The organism is Bacillus haynesii (assembly GCF_001969855.1).
Classification (GTDB): Bacteria; Bacillota; Bacilli; order Bacillales; family Bacillaceae; genus Bacillus; species Bacillus haynesii.
Genome location: NZ_MRBL01000039.1, coordinates 1 through 26,923 on the forward strand (window position 1 = coordinate 1; position 26,923 = coordinate 26,923).

Here is a 26,923-nt window from a genome sequence, read left to right on the forward strand (position 1 = left end):
CATTTTACAGATTGGTTTCAAAATCGTCACAAACCCCCACAAACCGCCAATCATTTGAGAAAATTTAAATGAAATTCATTTTTTCAGCACGAAGAAAATTTCGTTTTTCGGAAAAATTTTAAATAGAGATTGGGTGAAAACATGTTTCAAACAACCGAGATCGGAATTGATCTAGGCACAGCTAACATATTGGTTTACAGCAAAAACAAAGGAATCATTTTAAATGAGCCTTCCGTTGTCGCCGTGGACACGGAAACAAAGAGCGTATTGGCGGTCGGCACAGAGGCCAAAAACATGATCGGGAAAACACCGGGAAAAATCGTCGCGGTCAGGCCGATGAAAGACGGAGTCATCGCCGATTATGACATGACGACAGACCTCTTGAAGCAGATTATGAAAAAAGCCGGAAAGAACATCGGCTTTACGTTCAGAAAGCCGAGCGTCGTCGTCTGCACGCCGTCCGGCTCAACCGCCGTTGAAAGGCGTGCGATCAGCGATGCTGTCAAAAACTGCGGAGCCAAACAAGTCCATTTGATAGAGGAACCTGTCGCCGCCGCCATCGGCGCAGATCTGCCTGTCGATGAACCTGTCGCAAACGTTGTCGTCGATATCGGCGGCGGCACGACAGAAGTGGCGATCATTTCATTCGGAGGTGTTGTCTCGTGCCACTCGATCCGGATTGGCGGCGATCAGCTTGATGAAGACATCGTGTCATTCGTCAGAAAAAAATACAACCTGCTGATCGGTGAACGGACGGCCGAAGAAGTCAAGATTGAGATCGGCTACGCATTGATTGACCATGAGACGAAAACGATGGAAGTCAGAGGGCGCGACCTTGTCACAGGCCTGCCGAAAACGATTACCCTGGAATCAAAGGAGATTCAGAAAGCGATGCGCGAATCGCTCCTTCATATTATCGAAGCCATCAGAGCGACGCTTGAAGACTGTCCTCCGGAGCTGAGCGGAGACATTGTCGACCGGGGCGTGATTTTAACCGGAGGAGGCGCGCTTTTGAACGGCATCAAAGAATGGCTGTCACAGGAAATCGTTGTGCCCGTGCATGTCGCTGCAAATCCGCTTGAATCTGTCGCCATCGGAACGGGTCGTTCTCTCGAAGTGATCGATAAATTGCAAAAAGCGGCTAAATAATTTTTATTTTCGCGTCTTTTTTCCCGGCTTCTTTCATATCGTGAGGAATGGAGAAACGATAAGGAGGAAGAACATGCTTAGAGATATGGGAAGACGCCTGGCCATCACCGTTATTTTAAGCGGTATTATTCTCGGGGGGATGAGCATCTCCCTTGCCAACATGCCAAGCTCGCCCCCCGGCCAAACGGCCAAAATCAACCGTTAAAAAAGATGCAGCCTTAACCGGGCTGCGTCTTTTTTTCTTTTCAATCAAATATTTGATATGATGTTATGGACAATAAAGGAGGTTTTGCCAATGAATTCGTTTACTGATAAACTGAGCAAATATGCGAAGCTTGTGGCCGAAGTCGGCGTAAACGTTCAAAAAGGACAGCAAGTCGTCATCAACGCGTCAACAGAAGTACGCGATTTTGCCCGGCTTCTCGTCAAAAACGCCTATGAGAGAGGGGCAAAAAACGTGACGGTCCGCTGGCAGGATGATGAGGTCACAAGGCTGAAATATGAGCTGGCCCCTGCAGAAGCCTTTGAAGAGTTCCCTGAATGGGAAGCGAAAGGTCTTGAGACGCTTGCCAAGGAAGGCGCCGCTTTTATTTCCATTGTCTCTTCAAGTCCTGATCTTTTGAAAGGCATCGATTCCAAAAAAATCGCAGCCCAGCAGAAAGCCGCCGGAAAGGCGATGCATACATACAGGCAAATGATTCAGTCGGATAAAGTCAGCTGGACTGTCGTCGCAGCCCCTTCGCCGGCCTGGGCAAAAAAAGTATTTCCTGACGGAGATGAAGAGACAGCGGTGCAAAAGCTGTGGAATGAGATTTTCAAAACGACCCGCATCGACCGTGAAGATCCTGTTCAGGCGTGGAAAGACCACGATCAAACGCTGCGCGATAAAGTAAGCGTCTTAAATGACAAGCATTATCATGCCCTTCATTACCAAGCAAAGGGAACAGATTTGACGATCGAGCTTCCTGAGAAGCACCTGTGGGTCGGCGCCGGAAGCACAAACGAAAACGGCGTCGAGTTCATGGCCAATATGCCGACAGAGGAAGTATTCACCGCTCCGAAAAAAGACGGGGTGAACGGCACCGTTTCAAGCACGAAGCCGTTAAGCTACGGCGGCAATTTGATCGACGGCTTTACACTGACATTTGAAAACGGACGGATCACGGATGTCAAAGCTGAACAAGGTGAAGAAATTTTAAAAGAGCTGATCGAAACCGATGAGGGTTCACACTACTTAGGCGAAATTGCGCTCGTCGCCCACGATTCGCCGATTTCCAAGTCCAATATTCTGTTTTACAACACGCTGTTTGATGAAAATGCATCAAACCACCTCGCGATCGGCAGTGCATACGCATTCAACATCGAAGGCGGAAAACAGATGTCGCGCGAAGAGCTGGCGAAAGAAGGATTAAACGAAAGCATCACACATGTTGACTTCATGATCGGTTCAGAAGAAATGAATATAGACGGAATCACAGCAGACGGAAAAAGAGAGCCGATTTTCAGAAACGGCAACTGGGCGATATAAAGCCTTCCGCAAAAAAAAGACCTCAGAAAACTTCTGAGGTCCTTTTATATTGTGTCCGCATGCCCGCCAGCACTTCCTGACTTCTCCCGTACATAGATGGCGGCTGTAACAGCTGAAAAGCCTGTCCAATGCTCCGCCTTCTCATGGTTTAGGCAAACTGCTTAAATGTTCATGCTTCAGTTTCCAGCTTCCTGTCTCGTCCTTTACAAATACGTTTGTCGCACGGCCTTCCCCTTGAACCGGTTCACCCCTATAAAACCCTTTCCATTCGTATGTATAAAGACAGACGGCCTGTTCGTCTGTTTCCGTGATCCAGCTGATATGACTGGCGCTGTATACTTCGTTTTCGATCTGCTTCCAGGCGTTTTCAAAATAACGCTGAATCTCCTCAAAGCCCGAGCACGTTTGATCCGAGAACCAGTACACAGCGTCGGGATCAAGGAGTTCTTTGACATTCTCAAACTCATGTGTGTTTGTTGCTTGAATATATTGCTCAAGAGCCTTTCGGCATGACATGGCAACCATCTCCTTTTTATAAAAAAACCCGCTTTTTAAGGCGGGTTTTCTATCATTACGCGTAAAGTTCAGCAAGCTTGTCCTGAACCGTTTTGTCTTCCAAAAATTCGTCGTAGCTCATTTGTTTATCAACGATTCCGTTTGGCGTGATCTCAATGATCCGGTTGGCGATTGTTTGGACAAACTGATGATCATGAGATGTAAACAGCATGGCGCCTTTAAAGCTGATTAAACCGTTATTCAGCGCTGTAATGGATTCGAGGTCCAAATGGTTTGTCGGCTCATCAAGCATCAGCACATTGGCGCCGGACAGCATCATTTTGGACAGCATGCAGCGGACTTTTTCTCCCCCTGACAAAACGCTTGCTTTTTTCAGCACTTCTTCCCCGGAGAACAGCATCCGGCCTAAAAATCCGCGCAGGAAGCTTTCACTTTGGTCATGCGGCGAAAATTGGCGGAGCCAGTCGACAAGGTTTAAATCGCTGTTTTCAAAATACTCGCTGTTGTCTTTCGGGAAAAACGCCTGGGATGTTGTGACACCCCATTTAAAAGATCCGCTGTCAGGCTCCATTTCCCCGGCAAGGATTTTAAAGAGCGTTGTAGCGGCAAGCTCATTCCGGCCTGTAAAGGCGATTTTATCCTCTTTATTCATCATAAAGCTGACCGAGTCAAGCACCTTGACTCCGTCAATCGTTTTCGACAGGTCTTTGACAACAAGCACATCGTTTCCAATTTCGCGTTCAGGTGTGAAATGTACGTATGGATACTTGCGCGATGACGGTTTAATATCGTCAAGCGTAATTTTTTCAAGCAGTTTTTTTCTTGATGTCGCCTGCTTCGATTTTGAGGCGTTGGCGCTGAATCTGGCGACGAACTCCTGGAGCTGTTTGATCTGCTCTTCTTTTTTCTTATTGGCTTCCTGATTCATTTTAAGCGCAAGCTGGCTTGATTCATACCAGAAATCATAGTTTCCGACATAGATTTGAATTTTGTTAAAATCCAAGTCGGCAATATGCGTACATACTTTATTCAAGAAGTGGCGGTCATGCGATACGACGATAACCGTATTCTCAAAATTGATTAAAAACTCTTCAAGCCACTGGATCGCCTGAATATCCAAGTGGTTGGTCGGCTCATCGAGAAGAAGGACGTCTGGTTTTCCGAACAGGGCCTGCGCAAGGAGGACCTTCACCTTTTCGGAACCGCCCAGATCCGCCATTTTCTTCGTATGAAGTTCTTCAGGAATGCCGAGGCCTTTTAACAAAATCGCGGCTTCCCCTTCGGCTTCCCAGCCGTTCAGCTCGGCGAATTCGCCCTCAAGCTCTGCGGCGCGGATTCCGTCTTCATCTGAAAAATCAGGTTTCATGTAAATCGCGTCTTTTTCCTGCATGACTTCATAAAGGCGTTTATGCCCCATGATCACGACTTTCAGCACTTCATGCTCTTCATACTCAAAGTGGTTCTGCTTCAGGACGGCAAGGCGCTCGCCTGGGCTCATATGGACTTCGCCCGTCTGAGGCTCAATTTCACCTGACAATATTTTCAAAAAAGTGGACTTTCCGGCGCCGTTTGCTCCGATCAATCCGTAGCAGTTTCCGGGCGTAAACTTAATATTTACATCTTCAAACAGCTTCCGGTCCGCAAACCGCAAACTGACATTTTGAACAGCTATCATTTAATATCCTCCATCTATACTTCATTAAAAAGAGTATAACACGAAAATTCCGCAAGAGAAATGCTTTGCTTTTTTACGATAAAGTTTTAAAGAAAAATATATCAAAAAAACTCTTATTTTCACTTTCTTTGTGACAATATGTTACAATTAATGAAGAATGGGGGAAGGAATAATGAAATTGAAAGATGACCCTGATATCATCAGATGGATCAATTCGAGGCCGCGCCAAGCGCTTTTCGCGTCAGTGGCCATGGTGATTTCTACGATGTCTATCGGGCGTTTCAAAGGGTTTGATATGTGGACCTCGGACTTTTTTATATTTTCCTGTCTGTTGATCGGCTTCGGCCTCCTTGTGGGATGGCTGCAAAAGATATATTATAAAAAGGTGATATTTGAAGAAAACTCGGATCGTTAGACGGAGGAAGACATGAAGCTTATCACTTTGACGGAATACTGCATGTTTATTTTTTTCGCAGGGGTTTATCTTGCCATAACCGGCTTTACAGCACGTGACTTGGGGCTTTACATCGGGATTGCCATGATTTACGTGTTCGTTCATATCGCGGCGAAACGAATGCTGTCAAAACGGGGAAAAGAAGCCGCGGAAATCAGAATCTTGTACAGCGTTCTTCTGATTATGGCCTCTGTGTTCGTTACCGTACTGTTTATCGCAGTGCTGGCATCATTATCCGCATAAATCAAGCAAAAATGCCTGATTGTCCAAATGGACATCAGGCATTTTTCAGTCTGTTTTTCGGATTTCGTTAAACGGGAAAAACACAAATTGTGAAGTCCCGGCCACTCGTTTTTTATCAATCAGTCCGAGTCCGTTCCGGCTGTCCATTGACCTCTGACGGTTGTCCCCCATCACGAAATACTTGCCTTCCGGAACCTTCACAGGGCCAAAGTCGCCCGTCAGCTTGACGCCGACTGCTTCCGCCTCTTTTCTGTTTTCCGAAAGGTACGGCTCAGATACCTTTTTCCCGTTTATGTACAGCGTATCATCTTTCATTTGCACGGTATCTCCCGGCAGGCCGATCAAGCGCTTTACATAATGGACATTTTTTTCATCGCCGTCGATAATGACGATATCTCCCCGCTTAAATTCGCCTACGTATTTAACCGTTTTATAGACGAACAGCCGCTCTCCGTCGTGCAGCGTCGGGTCCATTGATGTACCTTCGACTAAATACGGTTCGAATAAAAACGCCCTGATCAATAACGCCAGAACGACTGCAATAATAATGGCTTTTACCCATTCAAAGAGAGAGTTTTTCTTTTTGGTGGATTTTTCTTCAGTCAAAACGCTTCCTCCTAAAAACAGTCTGTCACAGTATACATGCAAAAATAAAAGCTTTCCTATACTTTATCACAAGTTCCCGCTGAATACATAATCCCCGCGCTCACTTCCGGCAAAAACAGTAAAAAAGAAAGTGCCACTAGAGAGAACACTGTGGCACTTTCAGCACTTATTTTTCAGTTGGAACCGGCTTTTTCAAGGCGCCGAGAATCAAAGCTGTCACAACCGCACCGATCAAGATGCTGAGGAGATACAGCAGCGCATGATTCGTCGTAAAGAAGAGAACGAATATTCCGCCATGCGGCGCTTGCAGTGTGACATGGAAAAATTGAGACAAACCGCCGGCAACTGCTGATCCGATGATACAAGCAGGAATGACGCGTGCCGGATCTGCTGCCGCAAAAGGAATCGCACCTTCAGTAATAAATGACAAGCCCATCACGTAGTTGGTAATTCCGGCTTCGCGATCCCGTTTTGAGAATTTATTTTTAAAGAAAGTTGTTGCAAGGGCAATTCCAAGCGGAGGCACCATACCGCCTGCCATGATGGCCGCGTGAGGTCCAAAGTTTCCGGCTTCAATCATCGCGATACCGAATGTAAAGGCCGCTTTGTTGATCGGACCGCCCATATCAATCGCCATCATCCCGCCTAAAACAATACCCATTACGACAAGGTTTCCTGTTCCAAGACCTTCAAGCCAATGTGTCATGCCATCCATAATGTACTTGACAGGCGTATTGACAACATAATGCATAATGATTCCGGTCAAGAATATTCCAAACAGCGGGTAAAGCAGCACAGGTTTTAATCCGTCAAGCACTTGCGGCAGACCAGCGAACACTTTTTTCAACAGGACAACAATATAACCAGCTAAGAAACCGGCAATCAGGCCGCCTAAGAAACCGGCGCCAGCTTGTGTCGCCATGAAACCTCCGACCATACCAGGCGCAAATCCTGGACGGTCTGCAATGCTCATCGCGATAAACCCGGCCAATACAGCGACGATTAATCCAAGTGCATTCGTTCCGCCAATATTACTTAATACAGCAGCGAACTCATTATAAGTCGGATCTCCCGGTTTGGTCGCGTTAATTCCCCAGAAGAATGAAACCGCAACTAAGATCCCGCCCCCGACGACAAATGGCAGCATGTTGCTGACACCGCTCATCAAGTGTTTGTAGAAACCGCCGCCTTTTCCTTTGGCAGCTCCGTCTTCAGAAGCGGATGCACCGCCGCCTTTACCCTGATAGATAGGCGCGTCTTGCTTCAGCGCCTGCTCAATCAGCTCTTGCGGGCGTCTGATTCCTGCTGTTACAGGTACTTCAATGACATGCTTCCCTTGAAAGCGATCCATTTCAACCTGCTTGTCGGCGGCGACAATGATCGCAACCGCATCTTCGATTTCCTGCGCTGTCAGACCATTTTTAATCCCGCTTGAACCGTTCGTTTCAACTTTGATATCAACGCCAAGCTCTTTCGCTTTTTCTTTCAAAGCATCCGCAGCCATGAACGTGTGGGCGATCCCTGTCGGGCATGCTGTAACCGCAAGGATTTTTCCTTTTGCTGATGCTGCAGGGGCTTCTTCGGCCTGCTCTTCTTCTTCATCATCTTTATCATGCTGATTGATGATGTCGATGATTTCGTCTTCAGATGAAGCTTCAAGCAGCTGTTTGCGAATCTCTTCCCTCATAAGCAAAGTCGACAGTCTTGACAATGCTTCGAGGTGAGTGTTATTTGCACCGTCTGTAGCGGCGATCATGAAAACAAGATGGCTTGGCTGGCCGTCAAGGGATTCATAATCGACGCCGCCTTTTGAACGGCCGAACGCGATCGCAGGCTCTTTGACGCTTGCCGTTTTCGCATGCGGGATGGCGATGCCTTCGCCGATACCGGTGGAACTTTGTTTCTCGCGGTTGATCACGGCTTCTTTGTAGCCTTCTTTATCATTCAACTTGCCCGCCTGATCCAACACGCTGACGAGTTCTTCGATAACGTTTTCTTTCTGGCTGCTCTCAAGGTTTAACTTGATCGTATGCTTCGTAAGTAACTCTGTTATTTTCATAACCTTTCCTCCTTTAAATCGCTTTGACTTGAACTTCCGGAAGCAGCTTGTGAACGAGCTCTTCCGTTCCCAGCTCCTCTGAAAAGGCAGTTGCGCTTCCTGAAGCGACTCCTAAGCGAAAAGCTTCTTTGATGTCGAGCTGTTTTTCAATGCCTGCGAGAAAGCCTGCAACCACTGAATCCCCCGCGCCGACTGAGTTCACGAGCTTTCCTTTAGGTACGTTGGCATGGTAGACGCCGTCTTTCGTAAATAAAAGGGCACCTTCTCCAGCCATGGAAACGATCGCGTTTTCGGCCCCGCGTTCAACGAGTTTCTTTCCGTAAGGCACCGCTTCTTCCGCTGAAGTGATGGTTGTCCCAAACATTTCACCGAGCTCGTGATGGTTCGGTTTCATTAAAAGCGGCTTCATTTCTGCAGCTTTTAAAAGCGCCTCACCCGAAATATCAACGACAACTCGGACATTTTGCTCTTCGCACTTTTCTGCAATCTTTTCATATGTGTCCTGCGGCAATGAAGAAGGAATGCTGCCAGCCAATACGACAATGTCCCCTTCTTTCATTGCTGAAAATTGGTCTAAAAAGGCCCCGAAATCTTCTTCGCTGATGACCGGCCCCTGCCCGTTGATTTCCGTCTCATCCCCGGTCTTCAATTTGACATTGATGCGCGTGTCGCCATTCACCTCATGAAAAGCCGTTTCAAGCTTCTCTTCTTCGAGAAATGATTTGATATATCCCCCGGTAAAACCGCCAATAAAACCGAGAACTTTAGAAGGTACATGGTGTCTGTTCAGTACGCGTGAGACATTGATTCCTTTGCCTCCGGGATATTTCGTGTCATAGACTGAACGATTCAGCCCGCCTACGGAAAATTCTTCAACGTGAACAATATAGTCGACCGATGGGTTGAGAGTTACAGTGTATATCATGTTTTCACTACCTTTACGACAGTTTTTTCTTGATAGTTATCAAATGAATGTTTTGCAGATCCTGCTGTAATGATAGTTGCTTCGTCTAAACCGGCAAAGGCAGAAAATGAAATTTCCCCAAACTTGGAAACGTCAGCTAAAATAAATGCTTTTTTCGCCTGGTTGACAGCTTTTGTTTTCAAAAGCGCTTCTTCAGGATCCGGAGTCGTAAACCCCGCTTCCTTATGAATGCCGTTGACGCCGATGAAGCTTTTGTCAAACCGGTATTGGCTGATGGCTGATAACGCCGAACCGCCTACGATCGCTCCGGTTTTATACTTCACATACCCGCCTAATAAATAAAAAGTAATGCCTTTTTTACCTAATGCCTCAATGTGCATGACTCCATTTGTAACCACGATAATATCCATCTCTGGATCGATAAAATCGATCATTTGCAAAGTGGTCGTTCCGGCATCAAGGTAGATACAATCGCCTTCTTCAAGAAGTGAGGCCGCTTCTTGAGCGATTTTTCTCTTTTCATGAAGGTTTTTGGATGATTTCTCTAGCATGTCAGGCTCGGTACGAATATCGGAAAGCCTTGATGCCCCTCCATGAACACGCTTTAAATATCCGCGGGCTTCCAGCGTCGACAAATCTCTTCTGATCGTTGACTCAGATGCGTTCGTTAAATTCATTAAGTACTGGATTTTCACGACATCATGCTTTTCAATCTCGTCAATAATCAGCTGATGCCGTTCGGGAGTCAACACATTATCACCCCTTTTGGAAACGCCTTCATTCAGCTTACAATTTCATTGTAAACGCTTTTTCGACATAACTCAACAAAAATCTTTCAAATTCATTCAATAACAATCAAAATCTTTCACATTTCAACATATTAACGTGATATGTACCGTTTGTAAACTGTATAAACTATAAAAATCCGCAAAAATATGTGACATTATTATTATCTATTCTTACAAACATCATTCAGATCACAATGATAAAAACCTCATGCTAAGCCGCATGAGGTTTTACAAATCTGCATTCTGTTCCCGTTTACTGAATATTTTCTATAAATACTTGATACAGGCCAGATAAATAAGACAACACCAACATGAATATAAATAAAACGGAAACGCCGATCCATGATGCCTGTTTTGAAGCGCCGGCAGCTTTTTGCAGGCCGACGGCTACCAATGCATACGACCAGATTGTAAACAAATCAAACATCCCAAGGACACTCAAAAAGGGCTCTTCGGCCGGAATATACCCAGCAAGCGATGCAAACGGAAACGCGACTGGAGAATTCGAAAAGTAAAAAACTAAACTAGTGATGACATCTCTGATTGCAGTTACAAAAGTAGCAAAGACAGACAGAGACACCATGCAGATGAAACTGGTTTCTCCATTTCCTACTTTAGAGATCAGCCATAATACTAAAGCGCTGAGAACAAAGAATATGAGCATTTGAAAAACCTTGCTGATCGCTGCCATACCAGGATCGATGTTCGATTGACTCAATTCCCGGTAGACCAAATAAACGGAAAAGGCTGATAACGCCAGCACGATGATCATCGGGAGCCAAATTGCGGGCCTTTCTCTCATTCTTTCAAACTGCCGGACAGGACTCGTGATGATGCCGAGCAGTGACGGTTTTTTTACTTGCGGTGTTGTTTCTACATTTGCTTCCACTTTAAAATTCCTCCTGACATACCTTTTCATCAAATAAAGATCATTTCACAGCACTTTCAAGTCTATCATTATGTAGTGAAAGGTTTCATTTTCCCATCTAAAAAACCGCCTTGGGAGGCGGTTTCGATCTTGCGATAGTCTGACGCACCGGCATGTGGTCATTCGTTCATTTGGGTCATTCCTCTGCGGCTGCTAGCCTCTTAACGCTTTACTCATACCTCAGTGCATCAATCGGATGAAGGCGGGCCGCTTTATTGGCCGGGATGAGGCCAAAGATAATCCCGATCGCCATGCTGAACAGGACGCCTCCGAGGACCACCTGCCAAGAAACGAGCGACGGCCAACCGGCAAAAAACGATACAAGGGCTGCTCCGCCGTATCCGAGGCCGATGCCAAACACCCCGCCGATCAGGGTGATCAAAGACGATTCTATTAAAAATTGCATCAGAATCTGGCCTCTTGTTGCACCAAGCGATTTTCGAATCCCGATTTCCCTCGTCCGTTCAGTGACAGACACCAGCATAATATTCATGACGCCGATCCCGCCAACGAGTAAAGAAATGCCTGCAATTGAGCCGATGAACATCGTCATAATTGTTGTGATCTGGCTGATTCCGGCCGCCATGGCCTCCATGTTCATCACTTCATATGAGTCCGTAGTGCCGTGATTCTTGTTGACGGCCGCTGCAGCCTGCTTTCCAACGGCTTGCAGATGGTCGGCAGACTCAGCTTGAACGGAGACAGAGTCATAGTCGCTGATGCCGAATGACGATTTTAACATTGAAAACGGAACATATATTTCATTCATCCCCAACGCAAGCAGCCCGTTCTCTTCTTTCAATACGCCGATGATTTCAACAGGCTGGCCATTTATCCATACGACACGTCCGAGAGGCGACTGCTGAGAAAACAGTTCTTCCGCAAGCTTCGGCGAGACGATGGCAACCCTGCTTCCAGCATGGTAATCCTCTTCTGAAAATTCTCTTCCCTTTTCGATTTCCATCGAATTGATGCTGATATATCCGTCATTAATGCCGTTTACAGCGGCATCTGTTTTTTCATCCTGGAAGCGGACATTCATGGACTCGGTTGTTTTCGCAACGACATGTTTCACACCTTCGAGTGACTTTAAACTTCTGATGTCGTCTTCGGTGAAGGCGGCGTCTAAATAGGCGTTGGGATTGGCCGTTAATTCTTCATTGCTGGGCGCATAATAGATTTCGACCGTGTTGCCGGGTCCGCTGATCGTCTGCTTGAGCATCTGCTCTCCCCCTTGCCCCGCTGCCACAACGACAATAACAGAGCCTACACCGATAATGATTCCGAGCATTGTTAAAATCGATCGCAGTTTATGGGAAAGGATGGAACTTAACGCCATTCTCAAGTTTTCGATGAGATTCATTGCACCGTCCCCCTCCGCTCTGTTTCCGGCGAGACGATCACACCGTCCCTCACCATGATGATCCGGCTTGTATAATCTGCAATCTCCGGTTCGTGGGTCACGAGCACCACCGTCGTACCTTCCTCATTCAATTCGGTGAATTGCTCCATGATGTCCCGGCTTGTTTTCGTATCGAGCGCTCCGGTCGGTTCATCAGCCAATATCAGCTTAGGTTCATTGACGATCGCTCTTGCGATGGCTACACGCTGTTTTTGGCCGCCGGAAAGCTCGTTCGGCATATGGCGCATTCTGTCCTTGAGTCCGACTTTTTCAAGCGCCCGTTCAGCCCGCTCCCGCCGCTCTTTTCTTGGAACGCCGGAGTAAATCATCGGAAGTTCCACATTCTTTATGGCATTCAAGCGCGGCAGAAGCTGAAACTGCTGAAAAACAAAACCGATTAAACGGTTTCTGACGCCGGCAAGCTCCCTTTCCCCATATGATGAAATATCCTCGCCGTCCAGCCTGTAAATACCCGATGTCGGGCGGTCAAGACAGCCGATAATATTCATGATCGTCGATTTTCCCGAACCGGAAGGCCCCATGATGGACAGATATTCTCCCGGCTCAATTTTCATATTGATCTCCCTGAGAACATCAATGGTTTCCCCTCCGATTTGGTAGCTTTTTTTCACTTGGGAAAGCTCAATCATTGAAGCTTCACTTCCGTTCCGCTTTTCATGTCCTCGGCCGGGTTTGCGATAACCTGGTCCTTGTTCGTCAGACCACCGGTAATTTCAACGGCGCCATCTGCTTTCTCACCGGTTTTGACATTGATCCGTTTCGCCTTGCCGTCTCTGACGGCATACACGTATGATTGATCATCATCTTGCTTGACGGCATCTTCAGGAAGAGCCTGAATGATTCTTTTGTCCGTCTGGATTTTGAGAATCATGTTAAAGCCGGGCTTTGCTTTAGGACGCTCCCCTTTTATTTTGACTTCAAACGGGTATTGCACAGCTTGTTCCTTTCCTCCTGCAGCACCTGCAGACGCCTCTTCTTCGGGAACCAATCCGACTTGTGAGATCCTGCCCCGCCACTCTTTATTTTGGATGACATCCGACGTGATGGTCACGTTCTGTCCTTTTTTCACTTTCAATGTGTCATACTCTGACAGCACGCCTTTAACGACAAGCTTGTCCTCGTTGCCTATATGTATAACCGGCTTTTGAATATCCGATTGCTTTGCGGCGGCTTGTTTGTCAACGGTGATAACCGTCCCGTCAATGCCGCTCTTCACTTGCAGCGCTGCCGATTTTTTCACGAGCGTTTCCTTTTGCAGGTCGGCTTGTTTCAGTTCAAGCTGGAGCGATTTTTCTTCCATTTCAAGCTGTGACCGTTCGTCATCCATTTGCCTCTTCGCTTTTTCCGCTCCGAGCTCAGCCTTCAGCTCGTCTTCCTTGCTTTTTAGGCTGCTGATTTTTCGCTTAACCTGTTCAAGCTGAAGCTCCTTCGATTGAATGGATAAGGCGTTTTGCTCTTTTTCCAGGCGAATTTCTTCATTCGCATAGGTGAAAAGCACATCTCCTTTTTTCACCTTGTCGCCTTCTTTTACTTTGATGTCGGCAATTTCTCCTTTTTCAGGTTCAAAATATTCGTATTGTTCGTTTGCAAACTTAAGGGTACCCGGAACCATGACTTCAGAAGAAATCTCTTTTTCTTCCAATTGTACGGTTTGGACCGCTGTCTCAGCCCCTCCGCTCGTTTGAACCGAGCGGTAGAGGTTGAGTCCGATAAAAAGAACAGCAGCCCCAACAATGATGATGCCGATCCATATTTTTTTCATTTACATTGCTCCTTCAAATGAATCGAAGAAATTGATCGCCATTCCGGCTGTTAAAGCGAGCAGAATGGAGATTACAAATAAAATGATCACACCGGTCCAAGCCGCTTTTTTGGAGATGCCTCCAACCTTTTGGAGCCCCAGGGCAACCAATGCGAGCGACCAGATCGTGAAAATATCAAATACACCCAGTACCGATTTGAGCGGCTCGTCTGCCGGGATGATGCCGTTTAAAGACGTGACGACGATCGTGGGATCAATATTTGAATAATAGATCACAAGCCCGCCTATGAATTGTCCGATAGCCGCAATAAAATATGTAAAAACAGACAGTGAAAACATGTGAACAAAATTGGTTGTTCCTCTTCCGATTTTGACAATCAGCCAATAAATTAAAGCGCTGATCAGCATGGCAATCACAAAACCGAAAATCCCGCCGATGATGCCGACCCCCTTCATAGCAGCTTGAAATGCTTCAGCATCCGGAATTTCCGACAATTCGGCAGATAGCGGTGTTTTTTCACTGACCATGTACCCGCCGGTAACCGACAAGATTAAAACAATGACAAGCGGAAACCAGAAAGCCGGCTTTTCTCTCATTCTCTCAAACTGTTCTCCGGGCCGGGTAATCAATCCGAGCAATGACGGATTCTTTACTTTTTCAGTTTCTAAATGTGTTTCCATATGTATCCCCCTTAATAAATGAATTACCAGTTTATACGCAGAATGGCCTAAAATGTTTCACATCTGTTCTTAAAAAAACGCCCCGGCCGCATTCCAAAACGTGCGGCCGCGGACGATTTCAGCTTCGCTGAAACATTTGATACTGCGCTTTCACCAGCTCATAATACATTCCACGTTTTTCGATCAATTCCTGGTGATTTCCCTCTTCTATTTTCCGGCCGTGGTCAAGAACAAGAATTTTATCCGCATCCCTGATCGTTGAAAGCCTGTGAGCGATCATAATAGCCGTTCTGCCATGGAGCAGTGTTTTCAATGCAGCCTGGATTTTGACTTCCGTTTCTGTGTCAATGCTTGCGGTTGCTTCATCAAGGATCAGAATCCGGGGGTCTGCCAGGAGCGCCCTCGCAAATGAAATGAGCTGCCGCTCACCTGCCGACAATACATTGCCGCGTTCTTCCACTTCTGTGGCGTATCCATTCGGAAGCGCTGAAATAAACGAATCGGCTCCGACAGCTTTTGCTGCTTCGATCACTTCTTCATCGGCGGCGTTTGGACGGCCAAAACGAATATTTTCCATAATCGTTCCGGAAAAAATAAACGTATCCTGCAGCACGATGCTGATTTGCGAACGAAGATCGGATAGCGAGATATCGGTAATTGGTATTCCGTCCACTTTGACAGTCCCGCCTGTTGCATCGTAAAACCTGCTGATCAGATTTGCGATCGTCGTCTTCCCTGATCCTGTATGTCCGACAAGCGCGAGCGATGATCCCTCCGGTATCTCAAATGAAATGCTGTGCAGCGCCTTGCGATTCCCGTCATAAGAAAATTCCACCTGTTTAAATTCGATCCGGCCTTTTAATTCCTTTATTTTGACCGCATCTTCCTTGTCTGCAACACTCGGCTTTTCATCCAGAAATTCAAAGATCCGCTCCGATGAAGCCATCCCCATCAACAGCTGGTTGTAGACTTGGCCGAGCCTTGAAATCGGCTCCCAGAACATTCCGAGATAGAAGGCGAACGATACAAATACACCGATCGTAATCGTTTCATTGATGATCAAGCTTGAGCCGTACCAGATTAAAATGGCTGTCCCGACAGCATTTGTCATTTCTACAAGCGGGCGGAATGTCGCATTTTTTTTCGTTGCTTCCCTCCAGGCTTCAAAGTTCTCGCTGTTGACGCCTTCAAAATACATCATATTCTCTTTCTCCTGCGTAAATGCCTGAGTGACCCGGATGCCTTGAATGCTTTCGTTCAAATGGGAATTCAGTTTGGACTGCTTTAAGCGCACCTTTTGCCAGGATCGCCGGATTTTCCTTCTGAGATTGGTAGAAATGAAGAACATAACAGGCAGCGTCACCATGATGGCGATCGTCAGCTCAGGACTGAGCGAAAACAGAATGACGATAATGCCGAAGAGGAGCAGGATATCCATCAATAGATTGATGACTCCGCTCGTAAACAGTTCCTGCAAAGAGTTGATGTCATTCATGATCCGGACAAGGATGGAACCTGCCGAACGCTCGTCGAAAAAGCGGTGCGACAGCCGCTGAACATGCGTAAACAAATGCTGTCTGAGATCATAAATGACATGCTGGCCAAGCTTGTTCATCCAGCGGATTCTCAGCACATTGCTAACATAATTGACAAGATATAATCCACTGATGACTGAGATCAGAATCACAAGAAGATTCATATCCCGGCCTGCGATTGCTTGGTCGAGCGCATAGACGCCGATCAAAATCGGCACCGCCAGCCGGATCGCCGCCGAAATCATGACCGTTAAAAACGACAGCGGCAGCAAATTTTTTCGGTAAGGCTTTAAATATTTGAGTAGCCTCCACATCTGCGCCCAGTTAAAAGGCTTTTCAATGATTTGGTCTGAAGTATAAAAAAACCGGTTCATCAACGTTTGTTTTTTCGCCTGATTTTCCATAGCAAGAGCCTCCTATCCTGCAAAATGCGGCTCATTCAACACATTTTGATCTTTATACTGCAAATCAAAAATCCGTTTGTATAAACCGTTTTCTTCCATTAATTGTTCGTGTGTTCCCCTTTCCTTGACAACTCCTTTATCGAGAACAAGGATTTCGTCGGCATGCTTTAAGGATGAGATTCTGTGAGCGATGATGAAAGTCGTCCGATCCCGCATCACTTCCCGCAATGCAAGCTGAATGCGGTGCTCCGTTTCCATGTCAACAGCACTCGTCGAATCATCCAGGATGAGAATGCCCGGGTTCAGACAAATTGCTCTCGCAATCGCGATCCGCTGTTTTTGGCCGCCGGACAGCCCGAGCCCCCTCTCACCGAGCATCGTATCGTATTGGTTCGGAAGCTCCATGATAAAATCGTGCGCCTGGGCCCTTTTCGCGCTTTCGACGATCTCATCCATTGATGCATCAGGCTTTCCATAAGATATATTTGACCTGATCGTTGATGAAAATAAAAACGATTCCTGCGGGACGACGCCGATATTGGACCGCAGCATCTTTATTGAGTAGTGTTCAAGCGGCTTGCCGTCGATCGTGATCCGGCCGGATGTCGGCTCATAAAAGCGGCTCAGCAGTTGAATGATGCTGCTCTTGCCTGACCCCGTCGCGCCGATTAACCCAATCGTTTTGCCGCGCTCGGCCTGAAAAGACACCCCATGCAATGCTTCTGCATTTTCTTTTGTATATTGAAGGGAAACATCGCTGAATACGACATCACCGTTCAGCCTGCCGTTTTTCACCGCAAGTCCGCTGTCTGTGATCTCCTCCTCGGCATCAAGAATTTCCAGCAGCCGCTCTCCTGATGCTTTCGCCTGTGAAAACAGGTTGATGACATAACCCAGGTTCATGATCGGCCACATCAAGTAATTGACGAGACTGAAAAAAGCGACAAGCTCACCCGGTTTTAAGCTGTTCTGCATCACGAGCCAGCCGCCGAACGACAGCAGGGCAACGAGGCAAATATTGCCGATAAACTCCATCAGCGGAAAGAATTTCGACATGATAAACGAAGCGTTTAAGTTTTTAGTTCGAAAATGGTCATTTGAATGAGTGAAGTTTTGAATCTCAAAATCTTCTTTTGATAAAGATTTAACGGTATTCATGCCGCTGATATTTTCCTGAACTTTCGTATTTAAACGGGCGAAAGATTTTCTTATGCTCCGAAAAGCGGGATGCACTTTTTTGTCAAACCTGTAGACAGCCGCTCCTAAAAACGGTAGAGAAGCAATTGTAACCAGGGTCAGCGGTACAGAATAAGAAAACATGACAGACAGACTGAAGGTGACAAGCAGGATAAATCGAATCGCCTCAGCAAATCCGAAAGATAAAAAGAATCTGATGCCTTCGACGTCAGCCGTAAGCCTCGACATTAAATCTCCCGTTTTAGCGCTGTCATAATACTTGAACGGCAGACGCTGCAATTTCGCATACAGCTCTTTTCTTAACCGGTAGACAGAGCGGATTCCGAACATATCTCCAAGATACTGATGAAAAAAAGTGGCTGCGCCCTTCGCCGCCATGACAACGATGAACCCAAGGCTGATCCATATGACCAAACCGTACCTTCCGCCGAGAATCACATCATCAATTGTCATTTGCAGAATAATCGGGTAAACAACCGTGATCGCCGTCATAAGAAGCATCGACACAAGCGACCACAAGAACATTTTTTTATAAGGCCAATAAAAATCTTTTAGTTTTTTAAGGGACTCCATTTGCACCAGCACCTTTCCAATTCATGTAAAACAAGGACACATCATCTAATATATCGGTTTACGAAATAAAATTCCACCGATTTTAAAAAATTCAGACTTATTATGGAGTTTTCTCCCTTCTTCCGTTTGAAATAAAGCCTGTTTAAAATGTGACAGCCGATAAAAAAATAGTTTCTCAATGTCAAAGGAAATTTTTTGATGAATGAAGGAAGATGATGTAAAATAATAGAAAATGTTATCAAATTATGAATGACGGAGTTGATTGCAATGTCGAAAAGAGAGGCTTTAAAAAAACAGCTTCTCCTCTTAGGTGAATTGGAACAAAAAATCTGGAAGGACTTCCGGAAAGAACGCGAAGGGATTTATGCAAGGTTAGGAGAACTTGACAGACAAATCCAGCGACATAGACGTTCCAATAAAGAGTATTATGCAGCACATTGCGTAGACATTATTAAACAGCAAAAAGGAAAAATTGTAACGACAAAAGAACTGAAAATGAAACTGAAAGAAAGAACCAATTTTAACGTTCACCGTATTAGTGAGCTTTATGACCTGATTCAAAGATTAGAACCAAACATTTCGAAAGAACGGCGCGGCTGTTTTCTTTATATTGAAAACGGTTCTAAAAAAAACGTCGGTCGGTGACAGGCTCTATGCCTGAACCGACCGACCGTTCTCATCCTCCGCTGACCGGGGGAATAAGAGCAACCGTATCTCCCGACTTGACCTCACTGTTTCCTCTTCTGTACACTTCGTTCACAGCGATCATCGCCCGGTCTGTCCCCTGAAGATTGTAAGTTTCTTTTAAAAACTGTCTGATCTCGTCTGTTGTCGTCTTTTCTTCATCTATATCGATGCTCTGCGTACCCGCTTGTTCCGCAAGCTGGGCAAACAGCAAAATTTTAATCACTGGTCAGCACCTCTTTTTCTGCCGGAAGCCGCTGCTTCCATATCTGGTTTCCCTTCCGGGTATTCAGTTGTCTCAAGCTGGTCGCCGATCCAAGTCTCGCCGTCCTCCCAATGTTCTTTTTTCCAAATCGGGACGATTTGCTTTATCCTTTCGATCGCATATTCATTCGCTTCATACGCCGCTTTCCGGTGAGGCGACGACACGGCGATGACAACGGCCGCATCAGAAATGTCCAGCCTGCCGATGCGATGGGTAATCGCTGCAGCTGCACCAGGCCATTTTTCATTGATTTCTTTTCCGATCTGAGCGAGCATGCTGACCGCCATCGGAACATAGGCTTCATATTCGAGATAGAGGGTCTTTTTTCCATTGGTCCATTCTCTCACTGTTCCGATAAACGTCGTAATGGCACCGGCTTCCCTTCTTTCAACTTTTTTGACGACATCTTCGATGACAATCGGCTCTTTTGTTATGACAAATCGTTCAGACAAACGCCTTCCTCCTTTAGATGTTTCAGAATAAAAGCCACGGCACTCGGGTCTTCAATATGAAAGGATGGAACATCCGTTTTCGGCTCGCTCTGCTGATAAATGACGGCGATGATGCCGTCCAATTCCTTTAAGAGCTGGCAGTCCGCTTCGTTTCTGACCATAACAACTTTTTGATACGGCGCATGTTTAAATCCTTCGATGAGAAGACACTCAACTGCTAAAACGCCGTAAGCGGCAATCAGTTGATCAAGCGTCCACTCGCCGCGCGCCGTCAGCTGAAAAACGCCTGCTCCTTCAACACCGGACGCAGCCGCTCCAGCCCGAAAAAAGCGGTCGGAATCCTTTCCTTCGGCAAAAGCATCCGGTTCTCCTCCATGTCCGTGGTGTTTCAGGCAGCCAACCTTGACGCCGAGCTGATCGAGCTTTTCCGCCAGTTTTTCAACGAACGTCGTTTTGCCGCTGTTTTGATATCCTACGATCTGGAGGATTGGAAAATGTGCGGCCACAGCTGTTCACTTCCGTTCTCATCCCGGTATAAAAGAACATGCACTCTTGCCCCGGCTTCATAGCCTCTCGTTCCGCCCGGCAAAACCATCAGCGCATTGGCATCTGCCAGAGACGTTACGGCGCTCGATTTATCCAGACCGACAGGCTCCGCATGAAGCGCGCCGTCTTTAATGGATACAAACGAGCGGACAAACCTCGTAAACGGATTAGGTTTTGGAAAATCCTTGGTTAAAACCGCCTCTGCACATAAAGAATACGGCTTCGGATGATGCAGCCAGGTGCACAGGGACGGCTTGACGAAGAGCTCAAATCCAACGAAGCAGGCTGACGGGTTCCCGGACAGCCCAAACAGCAATTTGCCGTTTAATTGAGCGACAGTCGTTACACTTCCCGGACGCATCGCCACTTTATTAAACAGGACCTCGGCACCAAGCTTTTCGTAAATTGCCGGCAGAAAATCAAAGTCCCCTACGGATACACCTCCGGTCGTAATCAGAAAATCCACCTTGTCCAAAGCTTTTTCCACCGCTGCAAAGCTTTCGTCAAATTGATCAGAAATCTTTCCTAAATAAAGGGGTTTTCCGCCTGCTTCTTCAACCTGAGCGGCTGCCATACCTGCATTGCTGTTGCGGATTTTTCCGGGAACGAGCGGATCGCTGACATTCAGAAGCTCCGTCCCGGTGGCAATGATGCCAACCACAGGCTTTTTGACTGCAGGAACCGCTGCATATCCGAATGTTGCAAGCAAAGCGACAACACCCGGCGTTATCCGGGTTCCTTTCTTCACAAGAACTGATCCTTTTCTCGCATCTTCTCCGGTTTTTGAAATATTTTCTCCCGGCTGCAGTGTGCGCTTCAACACCATATAGTTTTTACCGTCTTCTGAGAAGGTTTTTGTCAGCTCAAGCATGACTACCGCATCAGCGCCCTCCGGAATCTGCGCTCCCGTCATAATTCTGACGGCTTGAAAAGGACCGAGCTTTTTACCGGATACGGCTCCGGCTCCAATGTGATCAACCACCTCGAATTGCAGCGGATTTTCCCGCGAAGCACCGGCGGTGTCGCAGGCTCGGACGGCAAAGCCGTCGTACGGCGAACGGTCAAAAGCGGGTACATCGTGATCAGCCTTGACATCTTCGGCTAAAAATCTATGGAGACTCTCCTCAAGGTGAATCCACTCTGTATCTCCCTGCTTCTGGTACCGAGAGACACGCGCAGCGGCTTCAAAAACTGGAATGGGCGTTCTTTTTTCAATCATTCAAAAAACCTCCTGGTTGTTACATTCCGATGACTCTCGCCAATATGGAGTTGGCTTCTTTTATATCATTTGTGCCGTGAACAAGGGCTCTTCCATCGTTAAATATAACGATTCTGAATGTCTCATATTGTACATGCAGCAAATAATCATTCGCATCCACTTTTCCGATGCCCGAAAGCTTTTTCATGAGCTCCTCTTTAGGCAGCCGTTTTAACATTTCGCTGCGAATTTGGACGGTCTCTCTTCCGCACAGCACATCGGCTTTCTTTTGGCTCGTGTTGCTGAGAAAAGGATAAACCGGCGTTTCTCCGCACGAAGGACAATTCTCATTGCGGCCGATCTGCATTCGATAGTGGGTGTTCGCCCATAAATCAAACGTGACAAAAGCGGTTTGAAGCGCTTCTTGCTGGCCTGTTAAGATTTTTAAAATTTCAGCTTGCTGATAAGCCGACACCATTTGAACGGCCGGCGAAATAATTCCCGACGTGTCGCATGTAGCCCCGCCAATCGGAACATCTTCAAACAGGCAGGCAAGGCACGGCGTTTTTTCAGGAATAATCGTCATATACATGCCCTGACTGCTGACACAAGCGCCGTAAACCCACGGAGTGCCCATCTCCTGCGCAAGGTCATTGATGATCATGCGGGTCTCAAAGTTATCCGTTGCATCGATGACAGCATCCGCCTCTTCGATCAGCGGTCTGAGTGTTTCAACGGTGCCGTCTGCAACATATGTACGAAGCACAACATCGCGATTGATCTGGGAAAGACGGTCTTTTGCAGCTGCCGCTTTCGGAAGCCTCTCCTCCGCGTCTTTCTCTGTATAGAGCTGCTGCCTTTGCAAGTTGCTCCATTCCACATAATCGCGGTCTATAATAGACAGTGTACCGATGCCTGCGCGCACAAGCCCTTCAGCAGCTGACGTGCCAAGCGCCCCGGCTCCGACGATCAAAACATGGCTCTGCCTGATTCTGTCCTGACCTGCCTGTCCGATGTTTTGATATCTGATTTGTCTTGAATACCGTTCATGCATCAGGATGATCCCCTTTACTTCCTTTTCTATATCATACCATTTTTCCGTCGGCTGTCTTTTGAAAAACACCTTCCGAAAAACCCTTGCAATCTATGATAAAATATTTCATCCCGGAAAGAACGGTTCTATTTTATCTAAATCCGACTTTTTATTGACATTTATAAATTCCCTCGGCTCTGCCCCGACCGCATCTGCTTCAATGTACTTGACGCGAATGCGGTTGAGAAAGCTGCTGATCTTCAGTTCGTTCTGCTGCAGCTGTTCGAGGAGGACGGACTTCACCCTTCTGTGGTAGACGGCAACAAGCGGCTGCGCCCTTCCGTCTGCAACCGGCACGACGGCGTCGACTCCCGGGGTCATCTGCCGTTTTAAAGCCGAGATGGTCTCCTTCCGGACAAGCGGGGTATCACAAGCCGAAAAAATATAGCATTCCCCTTCCGCCCGCTCCATGGCTGTGTACATACCGGCAAGCGGCCCTTTCCCTCTGAACGGTTCGATATCTTCCAGCACCGCTTTTTCCCCGAGTTCTATAAACCGCTCCGTCAGGCCCGGATGGCTCAATATCAGGACGTCGTCTCCCAGCGCCTGTTTGCACCATTGATAAAGCGGCTTCCCTTTCCAGCGGGCAAGCGCCTTCGGTTCCCCAAAACGGCGCGAAAGCCCCCCTGATAATATGACATGTATCTCTTTCATGCAGCTCAACCTTCCTTCGCGTGTTCCTGCCTGCGAACATCATAGCAAAACTTTAGAAATCCGAACAAGTCTGTAAAATCTCTTTTTCAAAAGGCATGGCGGGTTTCATTTATGCATATTGTAGTTGTAACATCTATAGGGGGCTGGTCACCATGAAAAAAACATCGGGTTCGCTGCCTTATTTTCATGATTTATCACAGGAAAATCTTTTTTTAAAAGCCGAGCTGGCAAGATCACATCAATTGATACACGAGCTTGAAGCAAGCTATTTTCATCAGAAAAATCATAAGCTTAGCCGGGAAAACGCAGCAATGAAACAGCAGCTTCAGCAGCTGTCAATCGAACTGGAGCGGGTCTCGGCAAACAAGAAAGACGAGTCGGCCGAAACGCTCAACCGGATAAAAAGCGAACTGCTGGGTAAAATCGTTGTCCTTCAGGAGCTCCTTCAAAAAGAAACCTATGCAAGAAAACAAGAGATAGAAGAAAAGCACCGCCTTCATTTAACAAATGTAAAAGCCGAAGAGGAGAAGAAAAGCTTACATAGCCAGATAGAATACGAAAAGCTTCATGCAGAAAGAGAAAAAACACTGAGGGAAAAAAAGGAGCAGGAGCTCAAACACACTGCCCACGAAAATGCCCGCCTGAAAGACGAACTTCACGCTAAAAGTCTTCAGCTCAAACAAATCGAAGCAGATGTCGCGGTATTAAAAGAGCGGGTGACAGAAACGAAAAGCCGCCTTTTGGAGGCTGAAAAAACGAAAGAAACGCTGTTTTACGAAACGATTCTATCTTATAAAAGGCAACTCGATGAAAGTGATAAGTGGATCGCTTCTCATTTTGCCGATATTGATACATTTCAGCAGACGGAGAAGGCGCTTGAACAAAACGAGGAGGTTTTTGAACGGTCAGAACAGATCGAAGCGGTACTTCAAACTGTTACAGAGCAAGTCGATCAGCTCCAACAACAATTGAGCGCCATCAAACAAAATGACACGAAAATGGATCAGAAAATAACAGAGTGGAAACAGCAGACGCAAGAAGAAACAACCCCACAAAAATGGATCTATCAAATCAAACGCAAAGACAAAGAAACAAAACCTTTAAATTGAATACCACTTTAAGGAATAATTTGGTTTTTATAAAAAACCGCTTGAGTCGATTGTCTCAAGCAGTTGATTGGGCGGCGGCGTATAAAGTGGCCGCCTTAATGTTTCCGCAAAATGGAAACGCTATCTGGAAAAGCAAGGGTTTGACCTATTGCTGCTCTGTCTCAGTAGAAATCTCACCCTCTAATATATATTGACCGCGGTATGGCTTTTTGACTTCCGGGTACATTTTAATCAGGCTTTGCATAAAGGTTGTCATATTAGGGATCTCAAGTCCGCTCTCTTTTTCGATTTCCTTTTGAAGTTCGGAGCTTTTAATGGCCGCATTATGGCGTTTTAATGTTTTAATCGCCGCTTCACGCAGTTTTGCAGCTTTTGAGCCTGGACGTGCTGTACCCCTTCTGCGCCTTGTCGTTCCATCTGGAATTCCGGCAGGCAGTGAGGAGGTTTGCGGAGAAGTCTGCTGCTGGTTTTTTTGAGATGCTTGCGGCTGCTGTTGCTGCTGCTGGTAGCTCTTCATCTCCTGTGCAGCCAATTCAGCTAAAACAGGGAGAGATTCAGTTTTACGCTCCGGGCGAAAATCTTTTTTTGTATCATTAAAGCTGGATGGACGATCCAATTCACGCAGCTTTGCATATATGTTATCCCGCTCAATTTGATACTCCCTAATCACCTTAACTTCAGCCTCATTCAGCTGCTCTAATCTTAAACGCAATGCTTCCCTCTCGTTAAACATACCGTTTATACCCTCCTATCAGAATAAATAAACCTTCCAATAAAAATATTAGATTACCAAACTAATTTTATCAACTATTTTTTCGTTTTTCTACTGTTGATTTCCGTTAAGAAAATAGAACTAAATTTCCGAAAAACTCGAAGCCTGAGGAGTTTTTGAAGCATTTCGGCCTACTCTAAAGACATTGTCGAAAAATGGTAAATAATGAAGGAACCTAGAAAATTACTTTTCCTTGAAACATAATTTAGGAATAGAATCGAATGTTTAATCATGATGGAAAGTGTGAAATATCAATGATTATTCCGGCTTATAAATCCAGAATATTCAAAATTTCCAGATTTCACGTGTCGAATTCGCAGTCTTTTATGTACGGGGAATGCCAGAAATGCTCCTGAAACAAAAACAGGCCATCAGACTCACCAAATGAAATAAACAGTGTCAAATGATCTATTTGTCGAAAGGGGCAGATAGAGGAAATTTTTTTTGTTTTTTTGTGATTGGGAGACTGAACAAATAAAAAACCCCATGAAAACGGGGCTTTTCATCTTTAGTCAGCAGACTGTTCTGTTTCGGCAAGAACGCGGTTCACACGTTTTTCGAGCATTTTCATTCCGCTGCCTCCAGCTTGAAAATGACGAAGCTGGCCTGTTTTATCAAATACGTAATAAGCAGGGACATATTCATTTTCAAAAGCGTCAGTCAGCTTATGATCGCTGTCAACAAAAATAGGCTGAGTGATATCATGTTCAGCGGCAACCTCTTTGATTTTGTTCAGGTCTAAATCGTCTTCTGAACGCGGCATATGCACAGCCACCACGTTTAGTTTATCGCTGTAGCGGTCGCGGAATTCATTGACTTGCGGCATCGCCTCTTTGCACAAGTGGCAGCTGATGGACCAAAAATGAATTAATGTCGGCTTTTCTCCGATAAGCTGCTCCCTTGCCACTTCTCCGTTTAACCACTCTTTTGCGCCGGTCAGTTCCGGCATCGGCTGACGTAATTTCATGATTTTTCCTCCATTGTCATTTTTGTCGATTAAAAAGGTCTAACAAATGTTAGACCTTTCCAATCTGATTTCTTATCTGAGAATAAAAATTAAAGGGTTGCTTGTCCCGGTTTCCAGTTTGCAGGGCAAAGACCGCCTGTTTGCAGCGCTTGGAGCACGCGCAATGTTTCGTCTACATCACGGCCGATGTTGTTATGGAACACTGTTTGATATTGAAGTTCGCCTTCTGGATTGATGATGAACAATCCGCGAAGCGCAACACCTTCTTCTTCAATCAGTACGCCGTATTCACGGGATACTTCATGGTTTGTGTCGGCAGCAAGCGGGTATTTCAGCTGGCCGAGACCGTTATCTTTGCGGTCTGTGTTAATCCATGCCAAGTGAGTGTGGATGGTGTCAGTTGAAACGCCGATAACTTCTGCATCAAGGTCTTCAAACTCGTCATAGCGGTCAGACATTGCTGTAATTTCTGTCGGACACACGAAAGTGAAATCCATTGGATAGAAGAATAGAACTGTCCACTTATCATTTTTCATGTTTTCTTCAAGGCTTACTTTTCCGAATTCTTTGTTTGCAAGAACCGCTTCCATTTCAAAGCGTGGCGCTTGTTTACCTACCATGCGTTCTGCCATTTTATGTATCCCTCCAATTGTGATTTTTGGGTTCTGTTACCCATATCAAAATGAGAATTTAAATATTAAATTCTCATTTAGTTAATAATATCACATACATAATTC

Annotated in this window: 29 protein-coding genes; 7 read left to right on the top strand and 22 right to left on the bottom strand. The window is 46.2% G+C overall.

Features of this window, described 5'->3' with window-relative positions; all coding sequences use genetic code 11:
- Positions 1 to 141: 141 nt before the first annotated feature.
- The 3 genes from mreBH to BTA31_RS21295 all read left to right on the top strand — a co-directional run bounded on the left by mreBH (position 142) and on the right by BTA31_RS21295 (position 2,677).
- Positions 142 to 1,149 carry a rod-share determining protein MreBH gene (mreBH, locus tag BTA31_RS21290; protein WP_003181381.1) on the top strand — a complete coding sequence of 336 codons (1,008 nt, stop codon included), beginning with the start codon at positions 142 to 144 and terminating at the stop codon, positions 1,147 to 1,149.
- A gap of 73 nt (positions 1,150 to 1,222) precedes the next feature.
- Positions 1,223 to 1,354 carry a protein YkpC gene (locus BTA31_RS22660; protein WP_003181378.1) on the top strand — a complete coding sequence of 44 codons (132 nt, stop codon included), beginning with the start codon at positions 1,223 to 1,225 and terminating at the stop codon, positions 1,352 to 1,354.
- 90 nt (positions 1,355 to 1,444) lie between these two features.
- Positions 1,445 to 2,677 (top strand): aminopeptidase, encoded by a 1,233-nt coding sequence (locus tag BTA31_RS21295; RefSeq protein WP_076794097.1) that lies wholly within the window; start codon positions 1,445 to 1,447, stop codon positions 2,675 to 2,677.
- Positions 2,678 to 2,818: 141 nt separating this feature from the next.
- Here the strand turns inward: BTA31_RS21295 and BTA31_RS21300 are convergent, their stop codons facing one another.
- Complete coding sequence (locus BTA31_RS21300) at positions 2,819 to 3,193, bottom strand: YybH family protein (RefSeq protein WP_043928611.1); 375 nt, start codon at positions 3,191 to 3,193, stop codon at positions 2,819 to 2,821.
- Between the two features lie 55 nt (positions 3,194 to 3,248).
- A complete protein-coding gene (locus tag BTA31_RS21305) occupies positions 3,249 to 4,868 on the bottom strand; it encodes an ABC-F family ATP-binding cassette domain-containing protein (protein WP_076794099.1) in 1,620 nt (539 codons plus the stop codon).
- A 172-nt stretch (positions 4,869 to 5,040) separates the two neighbouring features.
- Here BTA31_RS21305 and BTA31_RS21310 point away from each other — a divergent pair, with 172 nt between their 5' ends.
- Positions 5,041 to 5,283: a hypothetical protein gene (locus BTA31_RS21310; RefSeq protein ID WP_043928612.1), complete on the top strand. Its 243-nt coding sequence runs from the start codon at positions 5,041 to 5,043 to the stop codon at positions 5,281 to 5,283.
- A gap of 12 nt (positions 5,284 to 5,295) precedes the next feature.
- Complete coding sequence (locus tag BTA31_RS21315) at positions 5,296 to 5,565, top strand: hypothetical protein (RefSeq protein WP_003181365.1); 270 nt, start codon at positions 5,296 to 5,298, stop codon at positions 5,563 to 5,565.
- 45 nt (positions 5,566 to 5,610) lie between these two features.
- On the opposite strand, the gene lepB is transcribed toward BTA31_RS21315, so the two are convergent.
- The 11 genes from lepB to BTA31_RS21370 all read right to left on the bottom strand — a co-directional run bounded on the left by lepB (position 5,611) and on the right by BTA31_RS21370 (position 18,446).
- Positions 5,611 to 6,171, bottom strand: coding sequence for a signal peptidase I (gene lepB, locus BTA31_RS21320; protein WP_076794101.1), 561 nt, complete (start codon positions 6,169 to 6,171; stop codon positions 5,611 to 5,613).
- A gap of 166 nt (positions 6,172 to 6,337) precedes the next feature.
- Positions 6,338 to 8,230, bottom strand: a complete 1,893-nt coding sequence (locus BTA31_RS21325) for a PTS fructose transporter subunit IIABC (RefSeq protein WP_076794103.1) — start codon at positions 8,228 to 8,230, stop codon at positions 6,338 to 6,340.
- Between the two features lie 13 nt (positions 8,231 to 8,243).
- Complete coding sequence (pfkB, locus tag BTA31_RS21330; RefSeq protein WP_076794106.1) at positions 8,244 to 9,155, bottom strand: 1-phosphofructokinase; 912 nt, start codon at positions 9,153 to 9,155, stop codon at positions 8,244 to 8,246.
- Positions 9,152 to 9,907, bottom strand: a complete 756-nt coding sequence (locus BTA31_RS21335) for a DeoR/GlpR family DNA-binding transcription regulator (protein WP_020451225.1) — start codon at positions 9,905 to 9,907, stop codon at positions 9,152 to 9,154. Before BTA31_RS21335 ends, pfkB begins: the two co-directional genes overlap by 4 nt.
- Before the next feature lie 289 nt (positions 9,908 to 10,196).
- Positions 10,197 to 10,832 carry a YknW family membrane protein gene (gene yknW / locus BTA31_RS21340; protein WP_076794109.1) on the bottom strand — a complete coding sequence of 212 codons (636 nt, stop codon included), beginning with the start codon at positions 10,830 to 10,832 and terminating at the stop codon, positions 10,197 to 10,199.
- A gap of 208 nt (positions 10,833 to 11,040) precedes the next feature.
- A complete protein-coding gene (locus BTA31_RS21345) occupies positions 11,041 to 12,234 on the bottom strand; it encodes an ABC transporter permease (protein ID WP_076794111.1) in 1,194 nt (397 codons plus the stop codon).
- The gene (locus tag BTA31_RS21350) at positions 12,231 to 12,923 is read right to left on the bottom strand and encodes an ABC transporter ATP-binding protein (protein WP_043928619.1); all 693 of its coding nucleotides are present in this window, start codon (positions 12,921 to 12,923) and stop codon (positions 12,231 to 12,233) included. The genes BTA31_RS21345 and BTA31_RS21350 overlap by 4 nt, the downstream gene beginning before the upstream one ends.
- On the bottom strand, positions 12,920 to 14,056 hold the full coding sequence (locus BTA31_RS21355; protein ID WP_076794113.1) for an efflux RND transporter periplasmic adaptor subunit: 1,137 nt from the start codon (positions 14,054 to 14,056) through the stop codon (positions 12,920 to 12,922). The genes BTA31_RS21350 and BTA31_RS21355 overlap by 4 nt, the downstream gene beginning before the upstream one ends.
- Positions 14,057 to 14,737: a YknW family membrane protein gene (gene yknW, locus BTA31_RS21360; protein ID WP_076794116.1), complete on the bottom strand. Its 681-nt coding sequence runs from the start codon at positions 14,735 to 14,737 to the stop codon at positions 14,057 to 14,059.
- Positions 14,738 to 14,855: 118 nt separating this feature from the next.
- On the bottom strand, positions 14,856 to 16,676 hold the full coding sequence (locus tag BTA31_RS21365; RefSeq protein ID WP_076794119.1) for an ABC transporter ATP-binding protein: 1,821 nt from the start codon (positions 16,674 to 16,676) through the stop codon (positions 14,856 to 14,858).
- 12 nt (positions 16,677 to 16,688) lie between these two features.
- Entirely contained in the window at positions 16,689 to 18,446 is a 1,758-nt protein-coding gene (locus tag BTA31_RS21370; RefSeq protein ID WP_043928624.1) for an ABC transporter ATP-binding protein, read from the bottom strand.
- A 267-nt stretch (positions 18,447 to 18,713) separates the two neighbouring features.
- On the opposite strand from BTA31_RS21370, the gene BTA31_RS21375 reads away from it, so the two are divergent.
- Complete coding sequence (locus BTA31_RS21375; protein ID WP_043928625.1) at positions 18,714 to 19,091, top strand: Rok-like winged helix domain-containing protein; 378 nt, start codon at positions 18,714 to 18,716, stop codon at positions 19,089 to 19,091.
- A 31-nt stretch (positions 19,092 to 19,122) separates the two neighbouring features.
- On the opposite strand, the gene moaD is transcribed toward BTA31_RS21375, so the two are convergent.
- From moaD to mobA, 6 genes are all read right to left on the bottom strand, one after another.
- On the bottom strand, positions 19,123 to 19,356 hold the full coding sequence (gene moaD, locus BTA31_RS21380; protein ID WP_043928627.1) for a molybdopterin converting factor subunit 1: 234 nt from the start codon (positions 19,354 to 19,356) through the stop codon (positions 19,123 to 19,125).
- Positions 19,353 to 19,847: a molybdenum cofactor biosynthesis protein MoaE gene (locus BTA31_RS21385; protein ID WP_076794121.1), complete on the bottom strand. Its 495-nt coding sequence runs from the start codon at positions 19,845 to 19,847 to the stop codon at positions 19,353 to 19,355. Before BTA31_RS21385 ends, moaD begins: the two co-directional genes overlap by 4 nt.
- Positions 19,826 to 20,353 carry a molybdopterin-guanine dinucleotide biosynthesis protein B gene (gene mobB / locus BTA31_RS21390; RefSeq protein ID WP_076794124.1) on the bottom strand — a complete coding sequence of 176 codons (528 nt, stop codon included), beginning with the start codon at positions 20,351 to 20,353 and terminating at the stop codon, positions 19,826 to 19,828. The genes BTA31_RS21385 and mobB overlap by 22 nt, the downstream gene beginning before the upstream one ends.
- The gene (locus BTA31_RS21395; protein WP_076794126.1) at positions 20,320 to 21,612 is read right to left on the bottom strand and encodes a molybdopterin molybdotransferase MoeA; all 1,293 of its coding nucleotides are present in this window, start codon (positions 21,610 to 21,612) and stop codon (positions 20,320 to 20,322) included. The genes mobB and BTA31_RS21395 overlap by 34 nt, the downstream gene beginning before the upstream one ends.
- A gap of 19 nt (positions 21,613 to 21,631) precedes the next feature.
- Positions 21,632 to 22,645: a molybdopterin-synthase adenylyltransferase MoeB gene (locus tag BTA31_RS21400; RefSeq protein ID WP_076794133.1), complete on the bottom strand. Its 1,014-nt coding sequence runs from the start codon at positions 22,643 to 22,645 to the stop codon at positions 21,632 to 21,634.
- Positions 22,646 to 22,750: 105 nt separating this feature from the next.
- Positions 22,751 to 23,338: a molybdenum cofactor guanylyltransferase gene (mobA, locus tag BTA31_RS21405; RefSeq protein ID WP_043927463.1), complete on the bottom strand. Its 588-nt coding sequence runs from the start codon at positions 23,336 to 23,338 to the stop codon at positions 22,751 to 22,753.
- 152 nt (positions 23,339 to 23,490) lie between these two features.
- Here mobA and BTA31_RS21410 point away from each other — a divergent pair, with 152 nt between their 5' ends.
- Positions 23,491 to 24,447: a coiled-coil domain-containing protein gene (locus BTA31_RS21410; protein ID WP_076794128.1), complete on the top strand. Its 957-nt coding sequence runs from the start codon at positions 23,491 to 23,493 to the stop codon at positions 24,445 to 24,447.
- 145 nt (positions 24,448 to 24,592) lie between these two features.
- Here BTA31_RS21410 and rok read toward each other — a convergent pair whose 3' ends face one another.
- The 3 genes from rok to ahpA all read right to left on the bottom strand — a co-directional run bounded on the left by rok (position 24,593) and on the right by ahpA (position 26,818).
- The gene (rok, locus tag BTA31_RS21415; RefSeq protein ID WP_020451209.1) at positions 24,593 to 25,180 is read right to left on the bottom strand and encodes a transcriptional regulator Rok; all 588 of its coding nucleotides are present in this window, start codon (positions 25,178 to 25,180) and stop codon (positions 24,593 to 24,595) included.
- 547 nt (positions 25,181 to 25,727) lie between these two features.
- Positions 25,728 to 26,186, bottom strand: a complete 459-nt coding sequence (locus tag BTA31_RS21420) for a TlpA disulfide reductase family protein (RefSeq protein ID WP_076794130.1) — start codon at positions 26,184 to 26,186, stop codon at positions 25,728 to 25,730.
- An 89-nt stretch (positions 26,187 to 26,275) separates the two neighbouring features.
- The gene (gene ahpA / locus BTA31_RS21425; protein ID WP_003181325.1) at positions 26,276 to 26,818 is read right to left on the bottom strand and encodes a biofilm-specific peroxidase AhpA; all 543 of its coding nucleotides are present in this window, start codon (positions 26,816 to 26,818) and stop codon (positions 26,276 to 26,278) included.
- Positions 26,819 to 26,923: the final 105 nt, after the last annotated feature.

Coding starts and splice junctions, on each gene's coding strand:
- mreBH (WP_003181381.1), top strand. CDS start 142: ATGTTTCAAACAACCGAGATCGGAATTGATCTAGGCACAGCTAACATA.
- BTA31_RS22660 (WP_003181378.1), top strand. CDS start 1,223: ATGCTTAGAGATATGGGAAGACGCCTGGCCATCACCGTTATTTTAAGC.
- BTA31_RS21295 (WP_076794097.1), top strand. CDS start 1,445: ATGAATTCGTTTACTGATAAACTGAGCAAATATGCGAAGCTTGTGGCC.
- BTA31_RS21300 (WP_043928611.1), bottom strand. CDS start 3,193: ATGTCATGCCGAAAGGCTCTTGAGCAATATATTCAAGCAACAAACACA.
- BTA31_RS21305 (WP_076794099.1), bottom strand. CDS start 4,868: ATGATAGCTGTTCAAAATGTCAGTTTGCGGTTTGCGGACCGGAAGCTG.
- BTA31_RS21310 (WP_043928612.1), top strand. CDS start 5,041: ATGAAATTGAAAGATGACCCTGATATCATCAGATGGATCAATTCGAGG.
- BTA31_RS21315 (WP_003181365.1), top strand. CDS start 5,296: ATGAAGCTTATCACTTTGACGGAATACTGCATGTTTATTTTTTTCGCA.
- BTA31_RS21325 (WP_076794103.1), bottom strand. CDS start 8,230: ATGAAAATAACAGAGTTACTTACGAAGCATACGATCAAGTTAAACCTT.
- pfkB (WP_076794106.1), bottom strand. CDS start 9,155: ATGATATACACTGTAACTCTCAACCCATCGGTCGACTATATTGTTCAC.
- BTA31_RS21345 (WP_076794111.1), bottom strand. CDS start 12,234: ATGAATCTCATCGAAAACTTGAGAATGGCGTTAAGTTCCATCCTTTCC.
- BTA31_RS21350 (WP_043928619.1), bottom strand. CDS start 12,923: ATGATTGAGCTTTCCCAAGTGAAAAAAAGCTACCAAATCGGAGGGGAA.
- BTA31_RS21355 (WP_076794113.1), bottom strand. CDS start 14,056: ATGAAAAAAATATGGATCGGCATCATCATTGTTGGGGCTGCTGTTCTT.
- yknW (WP_076794116.1), bottom strand. CDS start 14,737: ATGGAAACACATTTAGAAACTGAAAAAGTAAAGAATCCGTCATTGCTC.
- BTA31_RS21365 (WP_076794119.1), bottom strand. CDS start 16,676: ATGGAAAATCAGGCGAAAAAACAAACGTTGATGAACCGGTTTTTTTAT.
- BTA31_RS21370 (WP_043928624.1), bottom strand. CDS start 18,446: ATGGAGTCCCTTAAAAAACTAAAAGATTTTTATTGGCCTTATAAAAAA.
- BTA31_RS21375 (WP_043928625.1), top strand. CDS start 18,714: ATGTCGAAAAGAGAGGCTTTAAAAAAACAGCTTCTCCTCTTAGGTGAA.
- BTA31_RS21395 (WP_076794126.1), bottom strand. CDS start 21,612: ATGATTGAAAAAAGAACGCCCATTCCAGTTTTTGAAGCCGCTGCGCGT.
- BTA31_RS21400 (WP_076794133.1), bottom strand. CDS start 22,645: ATGCATGAACGGTATTCAAGACAAATCAGATATCAAAACATCGGACAG.
- mobA (WP_043927463.1), bottom strand. CDS start 23,338: ATGAAAGAGATACATGTCATATTATCAGGGGGGCTTTCGCGCCGTTTT.
- BTA31_RS21410 (WP_076794128.1), top strand. CDS start 23,491: ATGAAAAAAACATCGGGTTCGCTGCCTTATTTTCATGATTTATCACAG.
- rok (WP_020451209.1), bottom strand. CDS start 25,180: ATGTTTAACGAGAGGGAAGCATTGCGTTTAAGATTAGAGCAGCTGAAT.
- BTA31_RS21420 (WP_076794130.1), bottom strand. CDS start 26,186: ATGAAATTACGTCAGCCGATGCCGGAACTGACCGGCGCAAAAGAGTGG.
- ahpA (WP_003181325.1), bottom strand. CDS start 26,818: ATGGCAGAACGCATGGTAGGTAAACAAGCGCCACGCTTTGAAATGGAA.